Source organism: Paenibacillus thiaminolyticus, from assembly GCF_003591545.1.
In the GTDB taxonomy this organism is placed as follows: Bacteria; Bacillota; Bacilli; order Paenibacillales; family Paenibacillaceae; genus Paenibacillus_B; species Paenibacillus_B thiaminolyticus_A.
This window is the reverse complement of sequence record NZ_QYZD01000025.1, coordinates 24,752-43,226: the sequence shown is the minus strand read 5'-3', so window position 1 is coordinate 43,226 and position 18,475 is coordinate 24,752. Positions and strand designations below refer to the sequence as shown.

Here is an 18,475-nt window from a genome sequence, read left to right as displayed (position 1 = left end):
TCTGCCATCCATGTAGGCACTAAACGTAAAATCGGCAGCGACGGATAAAGAAACTTCCGATATGTCGGCGAATCCACCAAAACAGTTAATCTACTCGAGTTAACTTTTCACAAGTGCTTTTAATTTGTTTAGTAGGGTACCTTCTTTCTTCTTTGCTCTGAAATGATCACTAGGAAACATGTTATTACAGAGGGCTTGAAAATAGGGTAACAGAACCTCTCTTTGCTCTTCATAGTCCTTGCTAATCCATAGGTTATCATCGTTCAGTAACATTTCTTGAATTTCAGGAACTGCAGGAATATGAAATAAGTTGTTTGTTTTATAGGCTTGCTTTAGGTTTTCTGAGTGTTCCTTTTCAAGCCTATTCGTAGATTTATTAGCGACCACCAGTACTTTATCCCTCTCGGCTCCAGCAAGCAAGGTTCTATAGTTATCCCGTTCTCGATTAACGCGGAGCGGGTCATATCCAGTTACAAGTAAAATATGCGCCGCCTGGCGTAACAATACACTTTCTCTTTCATTATTTGTCCCACTTCCAATATCAACGAATAATATAGGGTAATTACGGCCGTAACCGATGAGATATGCATACTGGGTAATATCCCAATCTGTATAGATTTCATCTTTTGAACGGATCATATATGCTACGCCATTCTTTTTAAGTTCTGTCCCTAACTCGATTTCGTTGGATTCCTGCAACTGCCGATGCCAACTTCTCCAAACCCCTACCTTAGGTATTCTCGATGCATTGATTAACTCAAACCAAGAGTACTTAGGAAAAGGTGATTCCATTATGGCCACGGACATTTCACATGTGGCAAGGTACTCGGCTAATAGTTTACATACTGTTGAAGAACCAGCTCCTTCGTATGCCGAAGCAACTACAATTAATTTGGATTGTAAAAATACATGCTCATAAACGGGGACTGGTACTTCTTTAGTGATAGTCCGCTCAATGATTTGCGGTTCAGTTTCTGATTCTGATAATTGAACCTTCTGTCTTACACCTTTTTGAATGATTTCTTCGGCTTGACTTTCTTTTGATTTTTTTAGAAACTGTTCCGCAGCGCTCTGCACCTGATGAACTGGCCTAAATTTTTCAATATTCTTAAACGCCGGTTGTTGGGCTAATTGAGTCAGATACGTCTCGGGAAGGCGCCCATGGTTGAAAATATCGTAAATCGAATAAGTAGTTAGTTTCGTTAAAAACAGATCGTCGTCCGGACGATCGCAGAAAAATACAATTCGAATGGAGACGGATATTCTTCGGATATCATCTATGATTCGCTCCCATTCGTCATCTGTTCCCGCTTCACCTATTAACTCGTCACCAATGAACACTAAAGAGGCAGAAGTCTCCATAATGCGGGAAACGAGAATTTGACGAGTCGTTACTTTGGAGACAACTTGACCTAAGCTTTGTGATTCCATATCACTTTGAATAAGGTCATCGAGCTGTTCATGCCCTGTTCCAATAATAATGGTATGCATCACGTTACCCCTCCTATCGTGAATTCCTTTTTATTATCCGGTTATGCCCCAACCCTCATGATAGGAACAACCCCCATGATAACCATAGGGGCTGCTAATCCTTTATTAGTGGGTTCCTCCAACTGTAAAGTCATCAACAGATGATTTATCGGCATGATAGAACATCACATCTCCGTCCTTCAGTTGGAACTTGATTCCGTATGGATCGATCGCTGAATATGAAAAACCTTCTCGTTTCCATTGATTTGTGAGCGGTGCATAAATGTATTGAAGATGCGGTGCTGACTGATTTCCATTACGGATCGTCTCAATATTAAAGTTTACAATGATATATCCATTTCTTAAGAAGAATGGTGCATTATCATTGAAGTTGAACTGTTTACTTAAGTCGAATCCTTTCGGAACGACATATACCTTAGATGGCAAGTTATATTCCGCATACCATTGTTGAATCGCAGCATATGCTCTCGAAGGGTTTACACCCTCTGGAATAGCTAATGGTCCCATATACGTTCGCAATTCTTTAGGAAGTAGAATATGACTGTAGCCACCAACAATCGTATCTTTTTTAGCTCGCTTCAACCAATCATTTATAAAAGTTTGTTGGTTTTTCTCCATTTGATTAGGATGTAAATTGTAATAGGCAGCAGCCGTGTTTACCATTGTTTGCTGGTCCATATTTCTAAGACGCTCGTCTAGCTTCACTTTTCGCTGTACCGTATCATACTGAGAGCCAATCTTTACGAACTTTCGCTTATCCGTATGATAATATATGTCCACTTCCTGGCGGTTTTCCCCATTCTTATCAACATAATAAAAGGTAGGCGTAATTCTGATGGCGTCATCTGGGCCAAACATATTTCCCTTGCTTTTTAGGTCGAACTTAAATGAGTAACCTGTCTTTACCGCTACATTTTTATATCCTGGATTAGGATGGCTGCCGCGGCGGATCGGTAAAACATAAGGTGATTTATTCCCTCGAACTTCCCCGTCAATCCCCAGCTGGCCTACCCAATAAAATAATCCTGAATGCTCTTTACTCCCTTTCTTTTTGCGGAAAACATCTTCCCATTTGAAGTCCATAATATCTGTAATTCGGAAGTCATACACCCGCCCTATTACTTCAACTAAAGCGGTGTCGGTTGCACGATGGTGTTGAAGATTTAGGTTTGCATGATGTTGATCTGTGACGCCAGATGGTGCGTTTTCGGCGGTTACCCTGAAATCGACAGTATAGTCTCCTTCATCTACCCATACAGGAAGAAAGAAAGAAGTACTTTCTTGTGAAACCGGGATATTTATCCACGTTCCCTTCGGGTGGAAAGTCCGTTTATCAGCGCTGTAAGTATCAAAGGGAAAACGGACTTCTTTGGAGCGATAATACTTGGCATAATCCCGGTTACCATATCCTTTGATATCCCTATGCTGTCCGTATGTCGGCATTTGGATGGAAAACGGACGATCCAAAATAAAGGCTGATCGATTGGGATTGGGATTCGTCTTTTGGTTATGATCACGATCATCGGAAACCTTTGCGTAGATTACAACCGGCGTATGAATAGTAACCGTATTGATTCCGTAAATCGGATACTGTTTATTGGCACCGCCGTTAATGTTTTGCGGCAAAAGGTCATAATAAATGGTGCCGGTACTCGGAATATCTTTCGCGTTAACTTTATGACTTTCGATGAGTAAGCGATCTTTGTACAACACATTTTCATTGATCTGATACGGCTGCGGGATTTTTCCTGGTGTTAGACCACTCTCTTCAACGGGATCTCCATCCATAATGGACTTTCCCTTGAATGTGAGTGAATCATTGCGAACCTGCACTTTACCGATCGCTTTCTCCGCGGCCGCTTTAAATTCCCCTGAATAGTTTGGCAGATCTTTTCCCACCGTTTGGGGTGGTAAAGTGACCTGCTGTGCTGCAGGCTCACTTACAATTCCGCCCTGCTGCGAAACAGTATAGTCCGGTGGGGTGTAGCCTGACGGTGATAAAGTAACGCCTCCGCTCGGCAACGCCGTATTTTGGAGTTTTGTTTCACGAATTTTGTAGACTTCCAGATTATCGATGACCCAATATGAATAAGGCCGCTCCACCGTAATGACGTCACTGACGGTCTCTTCTTCCTCGAACTCTTCCTTCGAGGGTTTCCCATCTTCCCCTACTGCTGGTTCTGTCCATTTTTTCGTAAACGTTTTTTCTACGGGAACTTCATACGTACAGGTGCCGCCCATCTGAACAAATTTGTTCTTGAATAAGTAATTAAGGGCGAATGAATTTGCATACAACGTTTCTGATGTTGGAATGCCAAGTGATACATCGAAGCGTTCATTTCCCCTGCTGTCCGCTTTAATCAAAGCCGAAGCTTTCGGATCCATCACTTCGTCAGGTATGGTTTGCAGTGGAGCTGGTAACGTGCACTTTTTGGTTCCCGGTGTCGGATCTGGATCAGGTGGTGGCGGAGAATTAATTTCCTTATACACACCGACCACATACGTCCCCCCAAGTGCTATGGTGAAATTTCTATTGGTCAGTTTCGGGTTCGTATCTGGATCGCCATCCTGCTGAAATTTTTGTTCCCCCGGCTTTCTCGCTGCGCGGATATATGATTTATAAATTCTATATTTTTTGCCTTTGTCATCCGTGATTTCATTATCGAAAGTGTGAAAAATTGATGATCCCACGGGCCAATTTCCGTGCGCTATAGCTTTATTCGGTATTTTAGTTATACTCACTTCCGTTCCATCAGATAACTTTATTTGTGCCCAAGCCGTAAAATTAGCAGAATAGGTGACTTTAATGTCATAAAATTGACCGAACCGATTAGGATCCGCCCAACCCTCTGCTTTTTTTATTCCTTGTAAATCATAATATTTTGTCGGAAGTAGCTTATCCCCATGCATGACTTGAAAAATAGAAGAGAGATAGATTGTATGGCCCTCTCTAATTTCCTCTAGGCCGGCTTCTCCGAGGGCAGCTGATGCTATATCCTCTGGAACAACAAACCGGGTTCTCACCATGCCATTACCAATTTCCTCGTCCTTACCAACTTGCTGGAGATCCTCAATTATCCCAACAGGAGCTTTAGAACGTGGATCACATTGTACTCGACCAGGTTCACATAACGCTTCTTTATGTACCATAAATCCTGTGGTACGGTATCTAATTGCGGTGGTTGCTTGTGTACTTTCGGTAGTAAAATGTATCTCTCCGTCTACAACTTTGACGTTATCATCGGCAAATGCACCGACAGGGAATAACGTAAGCGTAAAAAGAAACAATGTTACCCTAACCCAGTATTTCCACATATTATTGGACCTCAATTTTTGTTAGGTTTAATGAATGCATTTTTTAAAAACAAACTTGGATTATCTAACATTAGATTAGGTGTGTAACGTGCTCCATTGTTATTGGAAGAAAGTGCAATATCGGCGTAACCTTCATACCAGACATTTTTTTTATAAACAGGCAAAGGCCCATTAGCATTCTTTTCTAAGTGAAAGCTAGAATCATACAAGATATTTTGATATTTATCAAAGCTGACAATTCGAAATTTAAATTTTGTACGCATTCTGTAATCAGTACCATCATCATAGACAATACTTGGCTCTGCGACCAAAGAACCCTCTACTTTAATTTTGTTTTTTCTTACCCAATCGACATAAGATGTTATACTTTCAACTCCACCAAGCATATTCTTGTAACTCCGCACATTCTTTGCCCAATCATAATCAATACTTGTGTAATCTGCATTCAAAACGAGTCCGTAATATTCCTCTATTTTCTTTTTCCAGCCATCTACATTTACCCTGATAATATGCGGACTTTTAGATAATTCAGCAGGACTAGCAAACCTTTCTTTACTCCATTCATCAATGTAAAACGGAACTTCGTACATCTCATTTGCAACATCTTTTAGAATATAGGGAAAGTCTTTATAGTTCTTAGGCAAATTCGTGGTTCGGATCTCCCTACCGTACTCGTCTAACTTCACCGCGGATTCATTGAAAGCCGGTGTTTTCACGTAAACAAAATACGCACCTTTATCAAACTCAACCTCGGTCCCAAGTGCCTCACTTACGAACCGTAATGGAACCATCGTACGTTCCCCCATCATCACCATTTGACTATCAAACGTTTTGGGCTCTCCGTTGATGTACGCAGTCGAGTCATTTACCTTCATTTTGATGGTTACCGTACCCTTTTTAATTTCAGCTTGCTTATTTTTTCCATCCCATTTCACTTTTGCACCCAAGTTTTCAGATACAACTCGTAGGGGAACCAAGGTCCGGCTGCTACTATCCATGATCGGACGTGCATCAGTAAATGGAACCTTCTTACCATCGACTACAATCTCAAGAGCACGTTGCGTGACATCATACTTCAATGGTGCAGCGGAAAGCACTCCAGCAAACATCCCTAATGCCAGGGTAGCAGCCATGGTCCCCATAATCATTTTTCTCATGTCGTTGCCTCATTTCCTATTATTTTTTTGGTTTGGTTATAATCCCGTTTGAGATTCAACATAGAATGTGACTTCACTTGCTTTGACTTCCCCTAGTGTCTTTACAAAATAATGGTGTGTCCAAAGAGAAGGTATTCGTGATTTCAACTGAGAAAACTCTTCTCTTAATTGTCTCGACGTGTGCGCCTTTAACTGTTTAATCATCCGATGAATGCCTAATCGTGGTTCACACGTTACTTCCATGACAACATAATCAGATTTAATTTGAAGATCTAACAACTTCTCTCCTAACTCACTTACTTTCTCTTCTAATAAAGTTTTTAAACGTTGCTCTACCGCGCTCTCCAGAACTCTCCGACGTAGTTTTGTACAGAAAACAACAGAATAGCTGCAATTCGAAACAATGTTTGTCTTGTCATACCCCTTATTTGGCATATCATCACCCACCTAAATAATACCACAAACGTTAGATAGGTTCTACTTATCTAATAACAACGTTTGACATAGTATCCATTTTGAGCAGCTTCTTTCTCCGTGGAGAACGTTTCTTCCACCGAAGCGGGAGCACAATTTTGCGGGAAGGCATACTTAATGCCATTGATGGTTGTTCCATATAGAACTTTTGCTTTTAACAATCTTGATCCTCCAAGTGCATAGTTGTTATAAGTAGAGTGTCCGATCGGAAGGCCTTGAATAAAAGCGACAAAACCTACATCATCAATGGTATTGTTCCATTCCTCATTGGATATCGTAGGAAGCGTAAAGGTGTAAGATACCCCGTTCCTGGAAGCCCACTCATTGTGCTTGTTAATGGCCCGCTCCAAGGCATCCTGTATAGTATTGATGATGGTAATACGTCGTATTGCATCAAAATGCTCATCATCTTGTAGCAAAGGCAGCGCACTGGAATATTTTAATTCCCTTTGGTACCCCTTTATCCATGAATCAGCAGCTGGCAGATAAATCGAGACATAGTTGTCTAAGGTAAATGAAAAAACGTTCCCTAGCGTGTCCGTATATGTATAAGGTGTAGTCGGCTTCCATATATGCTGAAGCTTTGACTCCCCATTTATTGCGGCAAACTCTTCTTCAACATAAAGGTCAAACGCTTCGTACCCTATGATGGCCACAGCTGGGAGGTAATGCTTTAATTGATTCTGAGAGATAGGATCATCTACTATATCAAAATTCAAATAGAGGGTGTAAAAGAAAGCTTGAAGTGCATCCTCTTTACGTAATTCTAAGCGTTTGGGTGACTCATACGACTCTTCGGTTTTTTTCCATATAGCCGAGCTTTTTAAAGTCAGCGCTGCGTCATCGACAGCTGTATCAAGAGCGTAGTTATATTTCATCTCCGTCTGCAGCTTAAACATTTGTTCTTGCACTTGCAGCCTGTTTATCCAAAAGAAAGGCAGCATAATGAGGACAAAAATAATAGCAAATTTAGTAGTCCTCATTCCGGACAATCCCCCCTACAGGTACAATGATCTTCTCTTTTGGAGCAAATGTACCTGATAACCAATCAAGCAGCAATGTGGCTTGCGTTCGATTGGAGTTACTTACCTTCACGCCAATGTAGTCACCTATTTTGAGCTTGTACCGCCGATTGGATGATTCTATCGGTTCGGAGTTATCCGGGTACATGACCTTTAAAATATCATCCTGGTTCGTTAACTGGTAATGGATCAAGAAATCTGACTTGAAGGTTGCTTGTTGGGTCGGGTCGTCATATACCGGTTCATAGGTCTTCGCATAATGTTCCATTGATATATCAAATGTATTCCCTGTTAAACTCAGCTCTCTCATAAATTGATCCCACATTCTGGGAGTAATATATCCCTTCTCACGAACACTATCAACAAATTGGGTGGTGCTTTTGATAGCATACAAATTCGATATATCATCCTGTCTCTGAAACGACTCCAGGAGCGGGTATATGAACAACAAAAGCACACATAACAAGGCTCCAAGCAGCTTTAATACTGAATTAGACACATCATTCCCCTCCTACTGATACGCTAATCGTTTAATGTGCCCTGCATCATCTCTTGCTTCGATTAATCGGTACTGTTTTGTTGGAATAATCATCGATAAGGTTACATCATCCGGATCATCCGCAGAAGTAAACTGGTGACCTTCTACAAGTATGTCATACTTCAAACTAGGAAGAAGTCGGAGCGAATTAATGATCTCTGCGCCCGTATACACCCTTTCCTGTGTAATCTTTAAAGTTTGACTCATATTCCGATCCTTGTTTTGATTTTGCCTATCAACATTTTTAATGGCTTCTGAAGCATCACCGATTACTTGTAGAGAAAAATATATTGCACTAAGAAAGAATGTAACTGTAACAGCTATGTCCATCATCCTACGAAAATTACCTAACATAACCCCTCCTGTTTTTGAGGAGAAGGGCGTCCCCGAACCGAGACGCCCCCCAATTTATGCAGTTATTGCTGATCGAAAACAATTCCTCGAGTCACATTGTTTTTATCCACGATGACTTTAGCTATGAATTTACCGCTAGGATTAACGTATGAATCGAGAGTTTCCGTCTGAGCGATCTGAATATTTTCATTCTTGGAAGTTCCACTGATTGACCCATCGTCCAACACATTCATACCATAATAATTACCTGTTTTGTTGTTATTCGCTTTGTTTTTACCAGTAATCACGCGTATTCCGAATTGGTCTTGACTATAATATTTACGAATAGCGTTGATAACCTGAGACCCGCTTACTGTCGTATTGTCATACACCGTAAATGCAGCTCTACTTAATTCCGTTTGGATGGACGAGAACTCATTCTGTGCAGTTTTGGTTGCTTCGTTAGCATTTGCAAACAAAAGTACCACAATTGTAATTAATGCAATAGTCAGCAAGATACCGGCTGCTACTTTTAGTGCACTTTGTGCGTTGTTCATTCGATGCTCTCTCCTAAATATATAAAATATTGTTAAAAGTTTTTAAAGGGATTTTTATTCTCTTGGTTTGGCCAGATAACGGCTATCTGTTGCCCCATAAGTACCAACCTCCTTTCTGATTCTCGAATTACTCAGAACAGATTCAACATCATACTTCAGCACTCGTTATCTCCCCTAACCGATGGAAAATATATGAGAGTTAAGTTGTTAAGCTACAAGTTTTGAATCTGTGTGAAGAATTGTTTCATTTGAATTGCACTTGTATAGAAAATAGGAACTACGAGATATAAAAATATCACTGCATATAATGGGGTAAAACCAATTGTTCTCCCCCATTCTGACTTTAAGTCGATCAATCGTTCATTATCGTACCGTCTCTTTTCGTGGTAGTAGTTTATGTCACTTTCCAGATCATCAAAAGCTTGCTTTATTGGAATTTTTTCTGTTGCGAGCTGTAATTTTTCAATGATACGAACAAACGGTACGAAAGGTGCATCATTTTTAAGCTCTTCTAATGCTTCGTGTGCCCCACTCTCATAATTTAGGAGACATCTTCGAAGTGGTTCTTTGAAGACACGTGAATACCTCTCCATCCACTCCAGAATCATCTCCACCGACATCCGTTCAAATTCACGCAGCATTACAATTAGATTCAAAAACTCATCGACTTCATTTTGCATGTCAAGTTGGCGCAACTTACGTTGAAAATGTAAAATCCATACAGGAACTTGATACGCAATATAAGCTGCTAAAGTGCTAATTAACAGCTCCCACCATTTTAAGTAAGCTTGTGAGAGGGTGAGCATTTTAAGATATATCCGATTTACCGCCTCGTTGATCTGTTTGTCATTCCATGTAGCATCGTTAGCTGCTTGTACCGCCCGAGTTATTACAGATAACAAATCATCTCTTTTTAATTCGATCTGACTTACATGGTTAATAATGGACCGGTCAAAATTCGTTTCTTCCTGTAGGATTTTCTTCTCCTTGTCATCTACAATTCCAAACATCGTTTTAGCAGGAGCGGGAGCATATAGAATGTTCTGTACCTGCAGATGGTGCATATATGAAAAGAGACCTGCGAATATAGATAATGTCAAGATGAATAGACAGATCCGGCGTAGATAGAATGGCTTTATTTGAATAGGCACATTACTATCCTTTAACATAATTTGTATCTTATAATACTCTTTTGTATGTGAGCCAGGCGTAAAACGATCAACGAACCATTTGATCGGCTTTACCTGATACAGCCATGATTCCAATTTGTTCTTGGGGACTTTTGCTTGATAGTTGCCTTCACTATTCTCCTGCAGCTTACGAACTAAGACGTAACATAAAATGGTGGTCACAAATAACAGGATTTTCGTAATTAGGCCTAGCTGCCCCAAGTAATAAGCATCCATAGCAGGAAAACTGCTTCTAGCCCAGGTTTCGATACGTGATATAAAAAACATGGGAATGACGGCGATGGCCGACAAAGAACTCAAATAATACTGTAATTTTTGTCTTTTTAAAATCTCTAAGTTGATATCATTGTTGATACGAGTAAGGGCTGATAAATACATGGAACCGGTCGTAACCACCTTATCCCCAAACTGCATCACTAGAAAAGAAAACCCAGCAAACCACTTCAGGAAACGAGAAGGCGCGACTCGATAGTACTCTTCCAATGCCTCATCCGGTTGATTTGAAGTCAACACCTCATGAATCTTTTTTCCATGTAAAGATGCTTCATAGGTAGCTGCTTCAGCAGCCTCCAGTACAGCTTCTTCCACCATACCGTGACGGTGAAAATGATGGCGTACATCACTATTGAAATGTGGCAATTGCTTTAGGAGTCGAAACTCAACTCTGGAAATTAAGGCATCGATTATGAGCCCGTTAAATACGAATACCATTATGATGACCATAAAAATAGCAGTTATATCTGGAACCATAAGCAAAAGCAAAACACTGGCGCCGATTACACTGGACAATGTAAGGATGGTTATTTTCATGGTTTGTTTTCTCATCATTGTCTCGTCATACGAATGTATCTGTTGAATCCTTCCCCGTATGGACAATGTGTACGTCTTTATGAAGGGCACCTTAATAAAAAATCGATAACTTGCCGTTAACCCTTTTGTCCATATCTGCTTCCAGCGGTTTCCCTTTGTCGGTAGAAGCGCACGATAAAAATACTCATCACTTGCAGCTCCTAAACGTTGATTCTTACGTTCAATGAACTTATAACAGATGTATAGAATCAGTGCCCCTACCGATGTTACGATTAACAACCCGTAAAGCCATTCTTTATCCATGGGAATGTCCCCCCCATACTTGCCCAATGAATAATTGGAATTCTTGTGAATCTTGTTGATTCATAGAGGCAAGCATAGCTTTAAGGTTAGCGTCCGATATTTTATTCATGAAAACATATTCGCCATCACGGTACTCCACAATATTTCGAGCTTCATAAAGTTTCCGATCCGTCATCCGTTCCATAAAATCGACCATTGTATCCATAAACGCTTGTTCACGAGAATCCTTATCTTGTATCGCGTTGTACCTTCGATCGTAGGGCTTTTGTTCAGCAGGTACACACTCCGTGATACGCTCTATATATCGATGCCCATCATTGGAACGATTGAGATGAATATCAAAATTAATGACTCGAATAACTTGCTCTTCGGCTATTTTCTCATTTGAAAAAACGCCGGTCTTCAGCATGGAGTTACGCAGAGATTCAATCAAAGAAATGAATGTCTTCGCATGATGAGAAAACAATGTGAATAAGGACGCTACCTGCGAAGTCTGAATAACCCAAGCAGCAACTGGATCGGTCGCGACCTCCCCAACAATGTTGACTGCACCGTCCGTCTTCTTCTGAATATCTAGACCCTCTTGACCGGATATATTGTCTGTTTCACGTAGCGTCAAAATATTCCGATAAGGATAGATCTGACGAAGATGTAGCTCAAATGCCATTTCTTGTACCCGGAGCGGGAAAATAGCCGAGATGTGTTTGACCATGGCCATGAGTAACGTGGTTTTCCCTGTACCCTGTGCCCCCGTAACTGCGGTCACCCGACATCCTTTGACCAAGTACTTAATCAGTCTAATGACCGGTCCTGCATTTTTATCTGTAATGAGCTGCAGCAAGGTGGCATTCGGAATATCGAATTTACGAACAAAGAAGGACCATGACTCCGCAAATGGTGGCCTTAGAACAACAATCCGGGAGCCGTCTTTCATTTCGTTTACTTTATAGCCCGTTGTCTCAGAAAGCTGCCCTGGATGATTATATTTATAAATGTTTTGGCATACCCGCTTTAGCTCGTGTTCACTCCCAAATGATAGGAAAGATAAATGGATTGACTTTCCTCGGTAGAAGAGCCAAATGCTATCGTGTGTCTCCGGAACCTTTTTCATTTGGTGAAAATAAATGTCGTACTCGCCTGCGACTTGATACATATAATTGGATGGAATTCCTGAAACACCGCCGCTTACTCCATCAATATTCTGGTCTCTAATCTCATCTATCACGCTGAACCCTTTGTAATTCTGATATATGATCTGTACGACGATTGCGAGTCGATCCTCGAACACCAGCGGATGATACTCTGTATTGAAGATTTCGTTTATTTCTTCGGCTGTAATGACATACGATTCTGTTTGTCCGTCTTCGATAATATACTTAGGTTTATCCAGCTCGTATTTCTCAATTAAGCACTCAAGTGCCTGATTGCCGTGTTCTTTTTTGAACATATGAAGTAGTATTGCGAATTTTTCTTGAGCGGATAAGGAAGCGGGCTTATCAAAAGCTATTGCATGATTAAGATTTTCGCTGTTGACCTGATACGTCTTCAGCAGTAAGTCTGCAATAAACTCTTTGACATAAGCCTTATTCTGCACATCTCCTGTAGAGCATTCTCGTAATGCTCGCTGGAGCATCGCCCTTTTGTTATTCCGTCGGCTGTACTCTTCTTCAGACAACCCCCAGGCCCGCAAATCCACCGTGATAATTTCATTGAGCATCTTCCGTACAAATTCGGTTAAATGTTCTAAACTGTAACGGTCCTCTTCTTTTGGTGGCGCCTCCTTAATCTCTTTTCGATCCGTTAAACGTAAATAAAGTAGCAGCCCGATGATAAGAAAGATGAGTGCGATAAATGTGAGATTCAGTGCATTCAACTTGTTATGCCCCTTTGTCCCCGATAATTTTGTTGCTTAAGCCGGCCTTGGTAAGAATAGCTTTACTTAACCTACGAACTTCATTCAGGAAGTAACCCGCTTCATGTTCTCTGGTTACTTTACGGTTCCGAAAGAAAAACTCTTTTATCGCACCCTCATTCAATGCATCTGCATAGGCGGGCAGCCGTGGAATGACATAAATAGGATCCTTGACTCCAAACTTTCTCGCAATTTGTTTGTTCGAATAACGTGATTCTTTTTCATAGTTACCTATCACATAAATCATAGGTTTTTCATTTAATACATTTGGCCAATCTCGCTTTGAAAAAAAACGGTCCAGCACATACATATTCTGTGACAGGTTTACGACAACAAGGTCTGAACTCCGTAGCACTTCAAGAGTCATGGGATCCTGTGAGCCACTGTTTACATCAATCATGGTTAAATCGTAGCTGATTGAAGCATGGCCAAATATTGTTGAGACAACATTGATAATGTTTTCGTACATGGCGATTACCGGTTTCTTTGTTCCGACAAGCAGATCTAATCGGCTTTTTAAAATCTCAATTGTGTAGTCTTTAATATCTGCCGGCTTTAATTGATTGGTTCGGGCCAATCGCTCTAACGCATCTATTCCGTAATCGTTAAAAGATATGATGTCATTCTGTATATGGCTCGGCCGAATAAAAGCACTCTCAAGCGTGGAATGGGAAAACTTAGTCTGCGCCATTAACACTCTGCAGAAATGCTCCATGCTTGTAATGACGGATATGGCAGCCATAGTAGACGTTTGACCCGTTTGACCATGTAATTCAGACCAAAAAGCAATTTTCATGACTATCTTCCCTTCAGAAGCAGCTTCCAATTTTTTTTGATATCTTCACCTTCTAGAGATATTTCATTTGCTATACTTTGTAATGCTTGGACATACTTTTTAGAAAGCCGCTTCATTCCTCGAACGTGCATGTTATACGAATTGTTAATTTTGATTGCTTTATCATAGTCATCGAGAGGTATTTCGATGGCTCGGCCCCAGCGAAGCGGCAGATAATAATAATATTGTTCCAAATACTGAAAATCGACTTGACAATCGACAGCTTCTAAGACAATACAGTTAAATGAAATCGGCTCCGGCTGATTTAAGAAATTAGTAATGAATAACTCTTTATTCCGCTCAACCACATATTTCTCATAATTCGTAACGAGATATCTCGCATTCATTTCTTGAAGCATAACTGGATCTAAAAAGTTCTCGTTATCGGTATCGAGAAGCACATAATCATAAGCCCTGTTTTGTAGTAGCTGCTGAAGCTGCTTATAATGTGTAATGTAGTGAGCAATGTCAATCCCATAAAAGTCAGTTATGTTATTGTTCAGTTCCTGTGAACATACGTGATATCGTAGCCACTGTTCTTTCGTCGCGTCAGCCAGCAATACCCGCTTCTCTGTTTGACTTAATAGGGACCCTAGATAAATGAGAAAATCTGATTTATCTAGCGCTCCGACAAAAATAGTTTGAATCATAGTAGACCTCCGGATTAGTCATAATGCTAGTTTTCGTTGGTAGGCTCATTCACCAAGGATGGGAACGGTTCAATAGCATCGTTATGTGTAGGCTCAGGCTCCTTCATTGCCGACGTATCTTGTACCGGATTAGGAATTTCCGCCGGAGCGGGAGTTTGATTCCCCTGCTGCAAACGAGAATTTACACCTCCACTGTTAGGCATATCCCCTTTTGTATTCAAGGCATCCAGTTCTTTTTCAAGCTGTTTTCTCATAACTCTAGATAGCTCTTCACGCGCCTTGCTTAATATTCCGGGATGGCTTTTCATCAGATCCAATACACTCGAGTTAACCGGGTAGTTAACCTCTGCTTTCTTCTGATAACCTGCATCAACATAGGTAAGTGCATATAACATGCCTTGATTAAGGTAAGCGTCTACCAGAGCTGAAGAAATGGTGAGTATCTCCTCTTCGTTCAGCTCAAACCAAACTTTGCCGGTCAATAGATCTTTAACTTGCTTTTTAGTGAGAACCCTGTAATCTTGACCTGTCGGGAAGTTAATCCGAACATCGATAAATTCGTTGGTCTTGAGTTTCTGAGGCAGCTTGATCTCGGTAAATTCCTGATGTCGCAAATCATTTGTAATGGACTCATCCTCAAGAAACATGGAATTGGTGACAATGGTATGGGACTTTAAAGGAAGCCGCGCTCGTCGTTGATTTAATTTAGCCACTTCCATAAGGGCATCTTCCGGAATTCCCATTACTTCAACTTCCAAGTATGTAAAGTCTTCTGGTTTTAGTGTCTCTCCCATCTCTATGTCACGCTTGGTCACTACAACTTCACGTTTAAGTTGTTTCTCCTTCGCTGCATACTCCATCCGTACAGTCGTTAACTCTCTCTCATGCTGGTATTGTTTGTATAGAAGTACGCCCGTCGCCACAGCCCCAGTTATTACTACACCGAGTCCGGCAGCCACAATTAGGTTCTTCGTTCGTTGACGTATAACGGCCACTAGCTGACTCACTCCTCAAAATAAATGTCTCAATAGAAAAACGATTTTAACCATCTCTTTGCTGATGAAATACGCCTCGGTTCAACCGACACAATCGAATCCATCAATTCAGACATCTGTTCCGACAGTTTGAACGGATCCGTATGATACGGAATACCAAAGAGCTTATATTCCGGAATCATGCTTTTTACATCCAGTAAAGACTCTCTATCTGCCAGTGAAACGCATACTCTCCAGTTCTGGCGATGAGGCTCGGCGATGTCATGTTGTTCTACATATTGCTTTAGCTTATGCTGCTTCCACTCACTACCCGCTCCAACCAGGACGGGTATGCTTGCTCTTGTGAATTCCTTATATATGGAAGAACTCTTATAATCTCCTACATCCAATACGATATAGCTGTATTCGCTCATCAATTGAGACATCTGGAGCGGGTGAGCTGATCGGAAATAAGTGACACCATGTATATGAAAATGAGTTCGTGAAGATGGCTGTTTCAACCCTTCATAAGCTGCCTCGATATATCCAAATTCATCGGATTGGTCTGCCTCTACCAAAGCAACCGCGTAGTTCCTTTTTGCTAATTGATTAGCGATCATAATGGCAAGGTGAGTACAGCCAACGCCACGATCAACACCCGCTACAGCAATGACACAGTTTCCTACCGTTTTTTCAAGCACCCGCTCTTTCTTTGAGTTTGATAGAATAAGCTCGGGTACTTCTTCCTGAATATCAACCAGGAGCTCGCTCACTTGGCGTGCTTCGATTACTCCCGTATCATCGAAAACGTGAAATCGATTGGTATGTCGTTGCTTTCTTCTTGCTCGTACAACGAATCCACCCGCAGCTAAAGCTAACGCTGCAGTTACCCCTAATGCAAAGTACATATTCACTTCCTGTACCTCCTCTACCCCGTTAAACGGTTGCAATGAAGTCCCATACAAAAGGGCGAATCATAACCTCGCCCTCACCTTCCCCTTTTTGCACTACACGGAAGGCTTTCCTAATATCAGGCTCCTCATCTACGATAAACAGTTGAGGTATGTTCTCAGGAAGGTAATAGAGCGATCCGACAATTTCCCGAATCGCTTCCTCACTGCCACAGCTCCACAATAGCATTGATGTTGCTTGTTCCTTAGTTGGATTAGGTAGTTGATTTTCATTCTTTTCAACCAGTTCCAGATACATATTGATCCGCCTGCTCATGAATTTAATTGGCTTTCGCGTTTGATCAAGACGTTCTACATAAAATACGATAGGTCCAAACGGAGTAACCATTTTAACCTGAGCAAACGGCTGATCCACATTTGGCCCTAGATATGGCTGAAAGCTAAAGTCATTCTCACTTTGCAGCACACCCAAATCCATCATTTGGTGCTTAATTTCATTGATAGCACAGACACTTAAGAAAAACCGGCAACGCCGTGAATTAAAAAATGGATTGATAAGATTTGTCATCCCCATAACGAATCTCAAATAATTTTGTGCGGCTACGCCGATTGTCCATGTATATTCACGGCTGTTGAAATCACTCTCCATATGCCAACCATCAAACCATGCTAATTTCTGTAGGAATCTCAGGCGAGTCGCTAATTCATGATCCTTCCGGAAACGATGCCTGAACATTCTTCGTAATTGCTTTTCAGTCAATGCTTGAGCGTTCGCTAACGCTACGGCGATTTCAATATCTACTTTCGTAATCTGTCCCGTCTGAACACGAAATAAGGTCACTTCAAAATTCGTATCAGGTCGTCCTTGCCAGCGAAGCATCGTGAATTTTAATGTAGGGTCATCAAAGATGGGAACGGAACCATCCTTGGCTCTCCAAACAGATATAGATGGATTAAAATCCGGCATATCCATTCATGGATTGCTGTAACGTGGGATCAATGCGGAAAATAGTGGCTCGACCCTTTCTTTTCTCTTTGTCCATGCTGCGTATCTCCACATGGACCTTGAGTCCGCTCGGTAGGTTTTGCCCATACTGACGACGCAGAGTTGTTCGCAAGTTTCCTAGAATAACGACTCTCTTCGGTAATTCTAAAAAGTATGTGTTATAGCCAGGGCCAAAGCCAACAATTTTGGCTTCGGTTTGATCGCCGGGAGCATAGTGCTCTTCGATCTCATGCCAGATCTTTGCGACTTCTTCATTAAGAACGGATTTTCGGGAAAGGCGTATGCGGTAGCCAAATTCAACTTCCCGCTCCTTCTCGTTATCCGTCTCGTTTGGCGTGTATTCCTCAATGTTGATAACTTTAGCTTCAATTTGGCTGCCGATACGAATCATTTCTTCGAGATTCGGAATCTTCACATAATCCCATTCTCCTGGAGGTATCAGGCACGGGAATCCTTCTACTTCAACAAAAACCAACCCATTTTCTAAAACACCGGTCACAGTACCTCTTACTGTATCGCCCTCGTTTACAGTTCGTAGAAAGCGTTTGACTACTTTAGGGATGGCTTCTAAGCGGCTCACAATCACGTGTCCGTCTGGAGTAATAGACTTCACAAGGAAAGGAACTTTTGTACCCAGAAAGCCAGCCAATGACGTCTGGCGCTTAATAAAATCTTCTCTCTTGCAGTAACAATCAACTCCGTTGAACTCGATTACGACATACTCACCTTTCTGCCCGCCCACCGGCGCTGTCTTTACGTTTCCTACATTTCCCATTTGAACGTACTGGCGCAACAAAGATTCGTGTAATAAATCCAGTACTGCTTTATTCGCTGATGCCATAGAACAAAAATCCTCCTTTTGTGGTCATAGCTAATAGGGCACAAAAAAAGACGCAGCTCCCTATAGGGAGCATGCGTCTTCCGCTCTATTGCTCAATTTAATTTGCTTCTTCAATTACACCTAATATACCAAAGGTATTGCTTAGAAGCAATCACA

General features: G+C 41.3%; 16 protein-coding genes. All 16 read right to left on the bottom strand.

The window, feature by feature from the left end:
* Positions 1-99: 99 nt before the first annotated feature.
* On the bottom strand, positions 100-1,491 hold the full coding sequence (locus DQX05_RS21875) for a hypothetical protein (RefSeq protein WP_119795587.1): 1,392 nt from the start codon (positions 1,489-1,491) through the stop codon (positions 100-102).
* Positions 1,492-1,596: 105 nt separating this feature from the next.
* Positions 1,597-4,806, bottom strand: coding sequence for a DUF5704 domain-containing protein (locus tag DQX05_RS21870; RefSeq protein WP_259392172.1), 3,210 nt, complete (start codon positions 4,804-4,806; stop codon positions 1,597-1,599).
* 11 nt (positions 4,807-4,817) lie between these two features.
* Positions 4,818-5,963 (bottom strand): copper amine oxidase N-terminal domain-containing protein, encoded by a 1,146-nt coding sequence (locus DQX05_RS21865; protein WP_119795586.1) that lies wholly within the window; start codon positions 5,961-5,963, stop codon positions 4,818-4,820.
* A 36-nt stretch (positions 5,964-5,999) separates the two neighbouring features.
* Complete coding sequence (tnpA, locus tag DQX05_RS21860; RefSeq protein ID WP_119795585.1) at positions 6,000-6,398, bottom strand: IS200/IS605 family transposase; 399 nt, start codon at positions 6,396-6,398, stop codon at positions 6,000-6,002.
* Positions 6,399-6,448: 50 nt separating this feature from the next.
* A complete protein-coding gene (locus DQX05_RS21855; RefSeq protein ID WP_119795584.1) occupies positions 6,449-7,420 on the bottom strand; it encodes a hypothetical protein in 972 nt (323 codons plus the stop codon).
* Entirely contained in the window at positions 7,407-7,958 is a 552-nt protein-coding gene (locus tag DQX05_RS21850) for a death domain-containing protein (RefSeq protein WP_119795583.1), read from the bottom strand. The genes DQX05_RS21855 and DQX05_RS21850 overlap by 14 nt, the downstream gene beginning before the upstream one ends.
* 12 nt (positions 7,959-7,970) lie before the next feature.
* Positions 7,971-8,351 carry a hypothetical protein gene (locus DQX05_RS21845; protein ID WP_119795582.1) on the bottom strand — a complete coding sequence of 127 codons (381 nt, stop codon included), beginning with the start codon at positions 8,349-8,351 and terminating at the stop codon, positions 7,971-7,973.
* A 62-nt stretch (positions 8,352-8,413) separates the two neighbouring features.
* Complete coding sequence (locus DQX05_RS21840; protein ID WP_119795581.1) at positions 8,414-8,887, bottom strand: ABC transporter permease; 474 nt, start codon at positions 8,885-8,887, stop codon at positions 8,414-8,416.
* A 212-nt stretch (positions 8,888-9,099) separates the two neighbouring features.
* Positions 9,100-11,190, bottom strand: coding sequence for a hypothetical protein (locus tag DQX05_RS21835; protein WP_119795580.1), 2,091 nt, complete (start codon positions 11,188-11,190; stop codon positions 9,100-9,102).
* On the bottom strand, positions 11,183-13,063 hold the full coding sequence (locus DQX05_RS21830; protein ID WP_182914864.1) for a P-loop NTPase family protein: 1,881 nt from the start codon (positions 13,061-13,063) through the stop codon (positions 11,183-11,185). The genes DQX05_RS21835 and DQX05_RS21830 overlap by 8 nt, the downstream gene beginning before the upstream one ends.
* 4 nt (positions 13,064-13,067) lie before the next feature.
* Positions 13,068-13,898: a chromosome partitioning protein ParA gene (locus DQX05_RS21825; RefSeq protein WP_119795579.1), complete on the bottom strand. Its 831-nt coding sequence runs from the start codon at positions 13,896-13,898 to the stop codon at positions 13,068-13,070.
* Positions 13,899-13,900: 2 nt separating this feature from the next.
* Positions 13,901-14,587 carry a hypothetical protein gene (locus DQX05_RS21820; RefSeq protein WP_119795578.1) on the bottom strand — a complete coding sequence of 229 codons (687 nt, stop codon included), beginning with the start codon at positions 14,585-14,587 and terminating at the stop codon, positions 13,901-13,903.
* Positions 14,588-14,613: 26 nt separating this feature from the next.
* On the bottom strand, positions 14,614-15,582 hold the full coding sequence (locus DQX05_RS21815) for an SAF domain-containing protein (RefSeq protein WP_119795577.1): 969 nt from the start codon (positions 15,580-15,582) through the stop codon (positions 14,614-14,616).
* A gap of 29 nt (positions 15,583-15,611) precedes the next feature.
* Positions 15,612-16,475 carry a CpaE/TadZ family protein gene (locus DQX05_RS21810; RefSeq protein ID WP_119795576.1) on the bottom strand — a complete coding sequence of 288 codons (864 nt, stop codon included), beginning with the start codon at positions 16,473-16,475 and terminating at the stop codon, positions 15,612-15,614.
* A gap of 22 nt (positions 16,476-16,497) precedes the next feature.
* Positions 16,498-17,445 (bottom strand): hypothetical protein, encoded by a 948-nt coding sequence (locus DQX05_RS21805; RefSeq protein WP_119795575.1) that lies wholly within the window; start codon positions 17,443-17,445, stop codon positions 16,498-16,500.
* On the bottom strand, positions 17,426-18,319 hold the full coding sequence (locus DQX05_RS21800) for a S1 RNA-binding domain-containing protein (RefSeq protein WP_119795574.1): 894 nt from the start codon (positions 18,317-18,319) through the stop codon (positions 17,426-17,428). The genes DQX05_RS21805 and DQX05_RS21800 overlap by 20 nt, the downstream gene beginning before the upstream one ends.
* Positions 18,320-18,475: the final 156 nt, after the last annotated feature.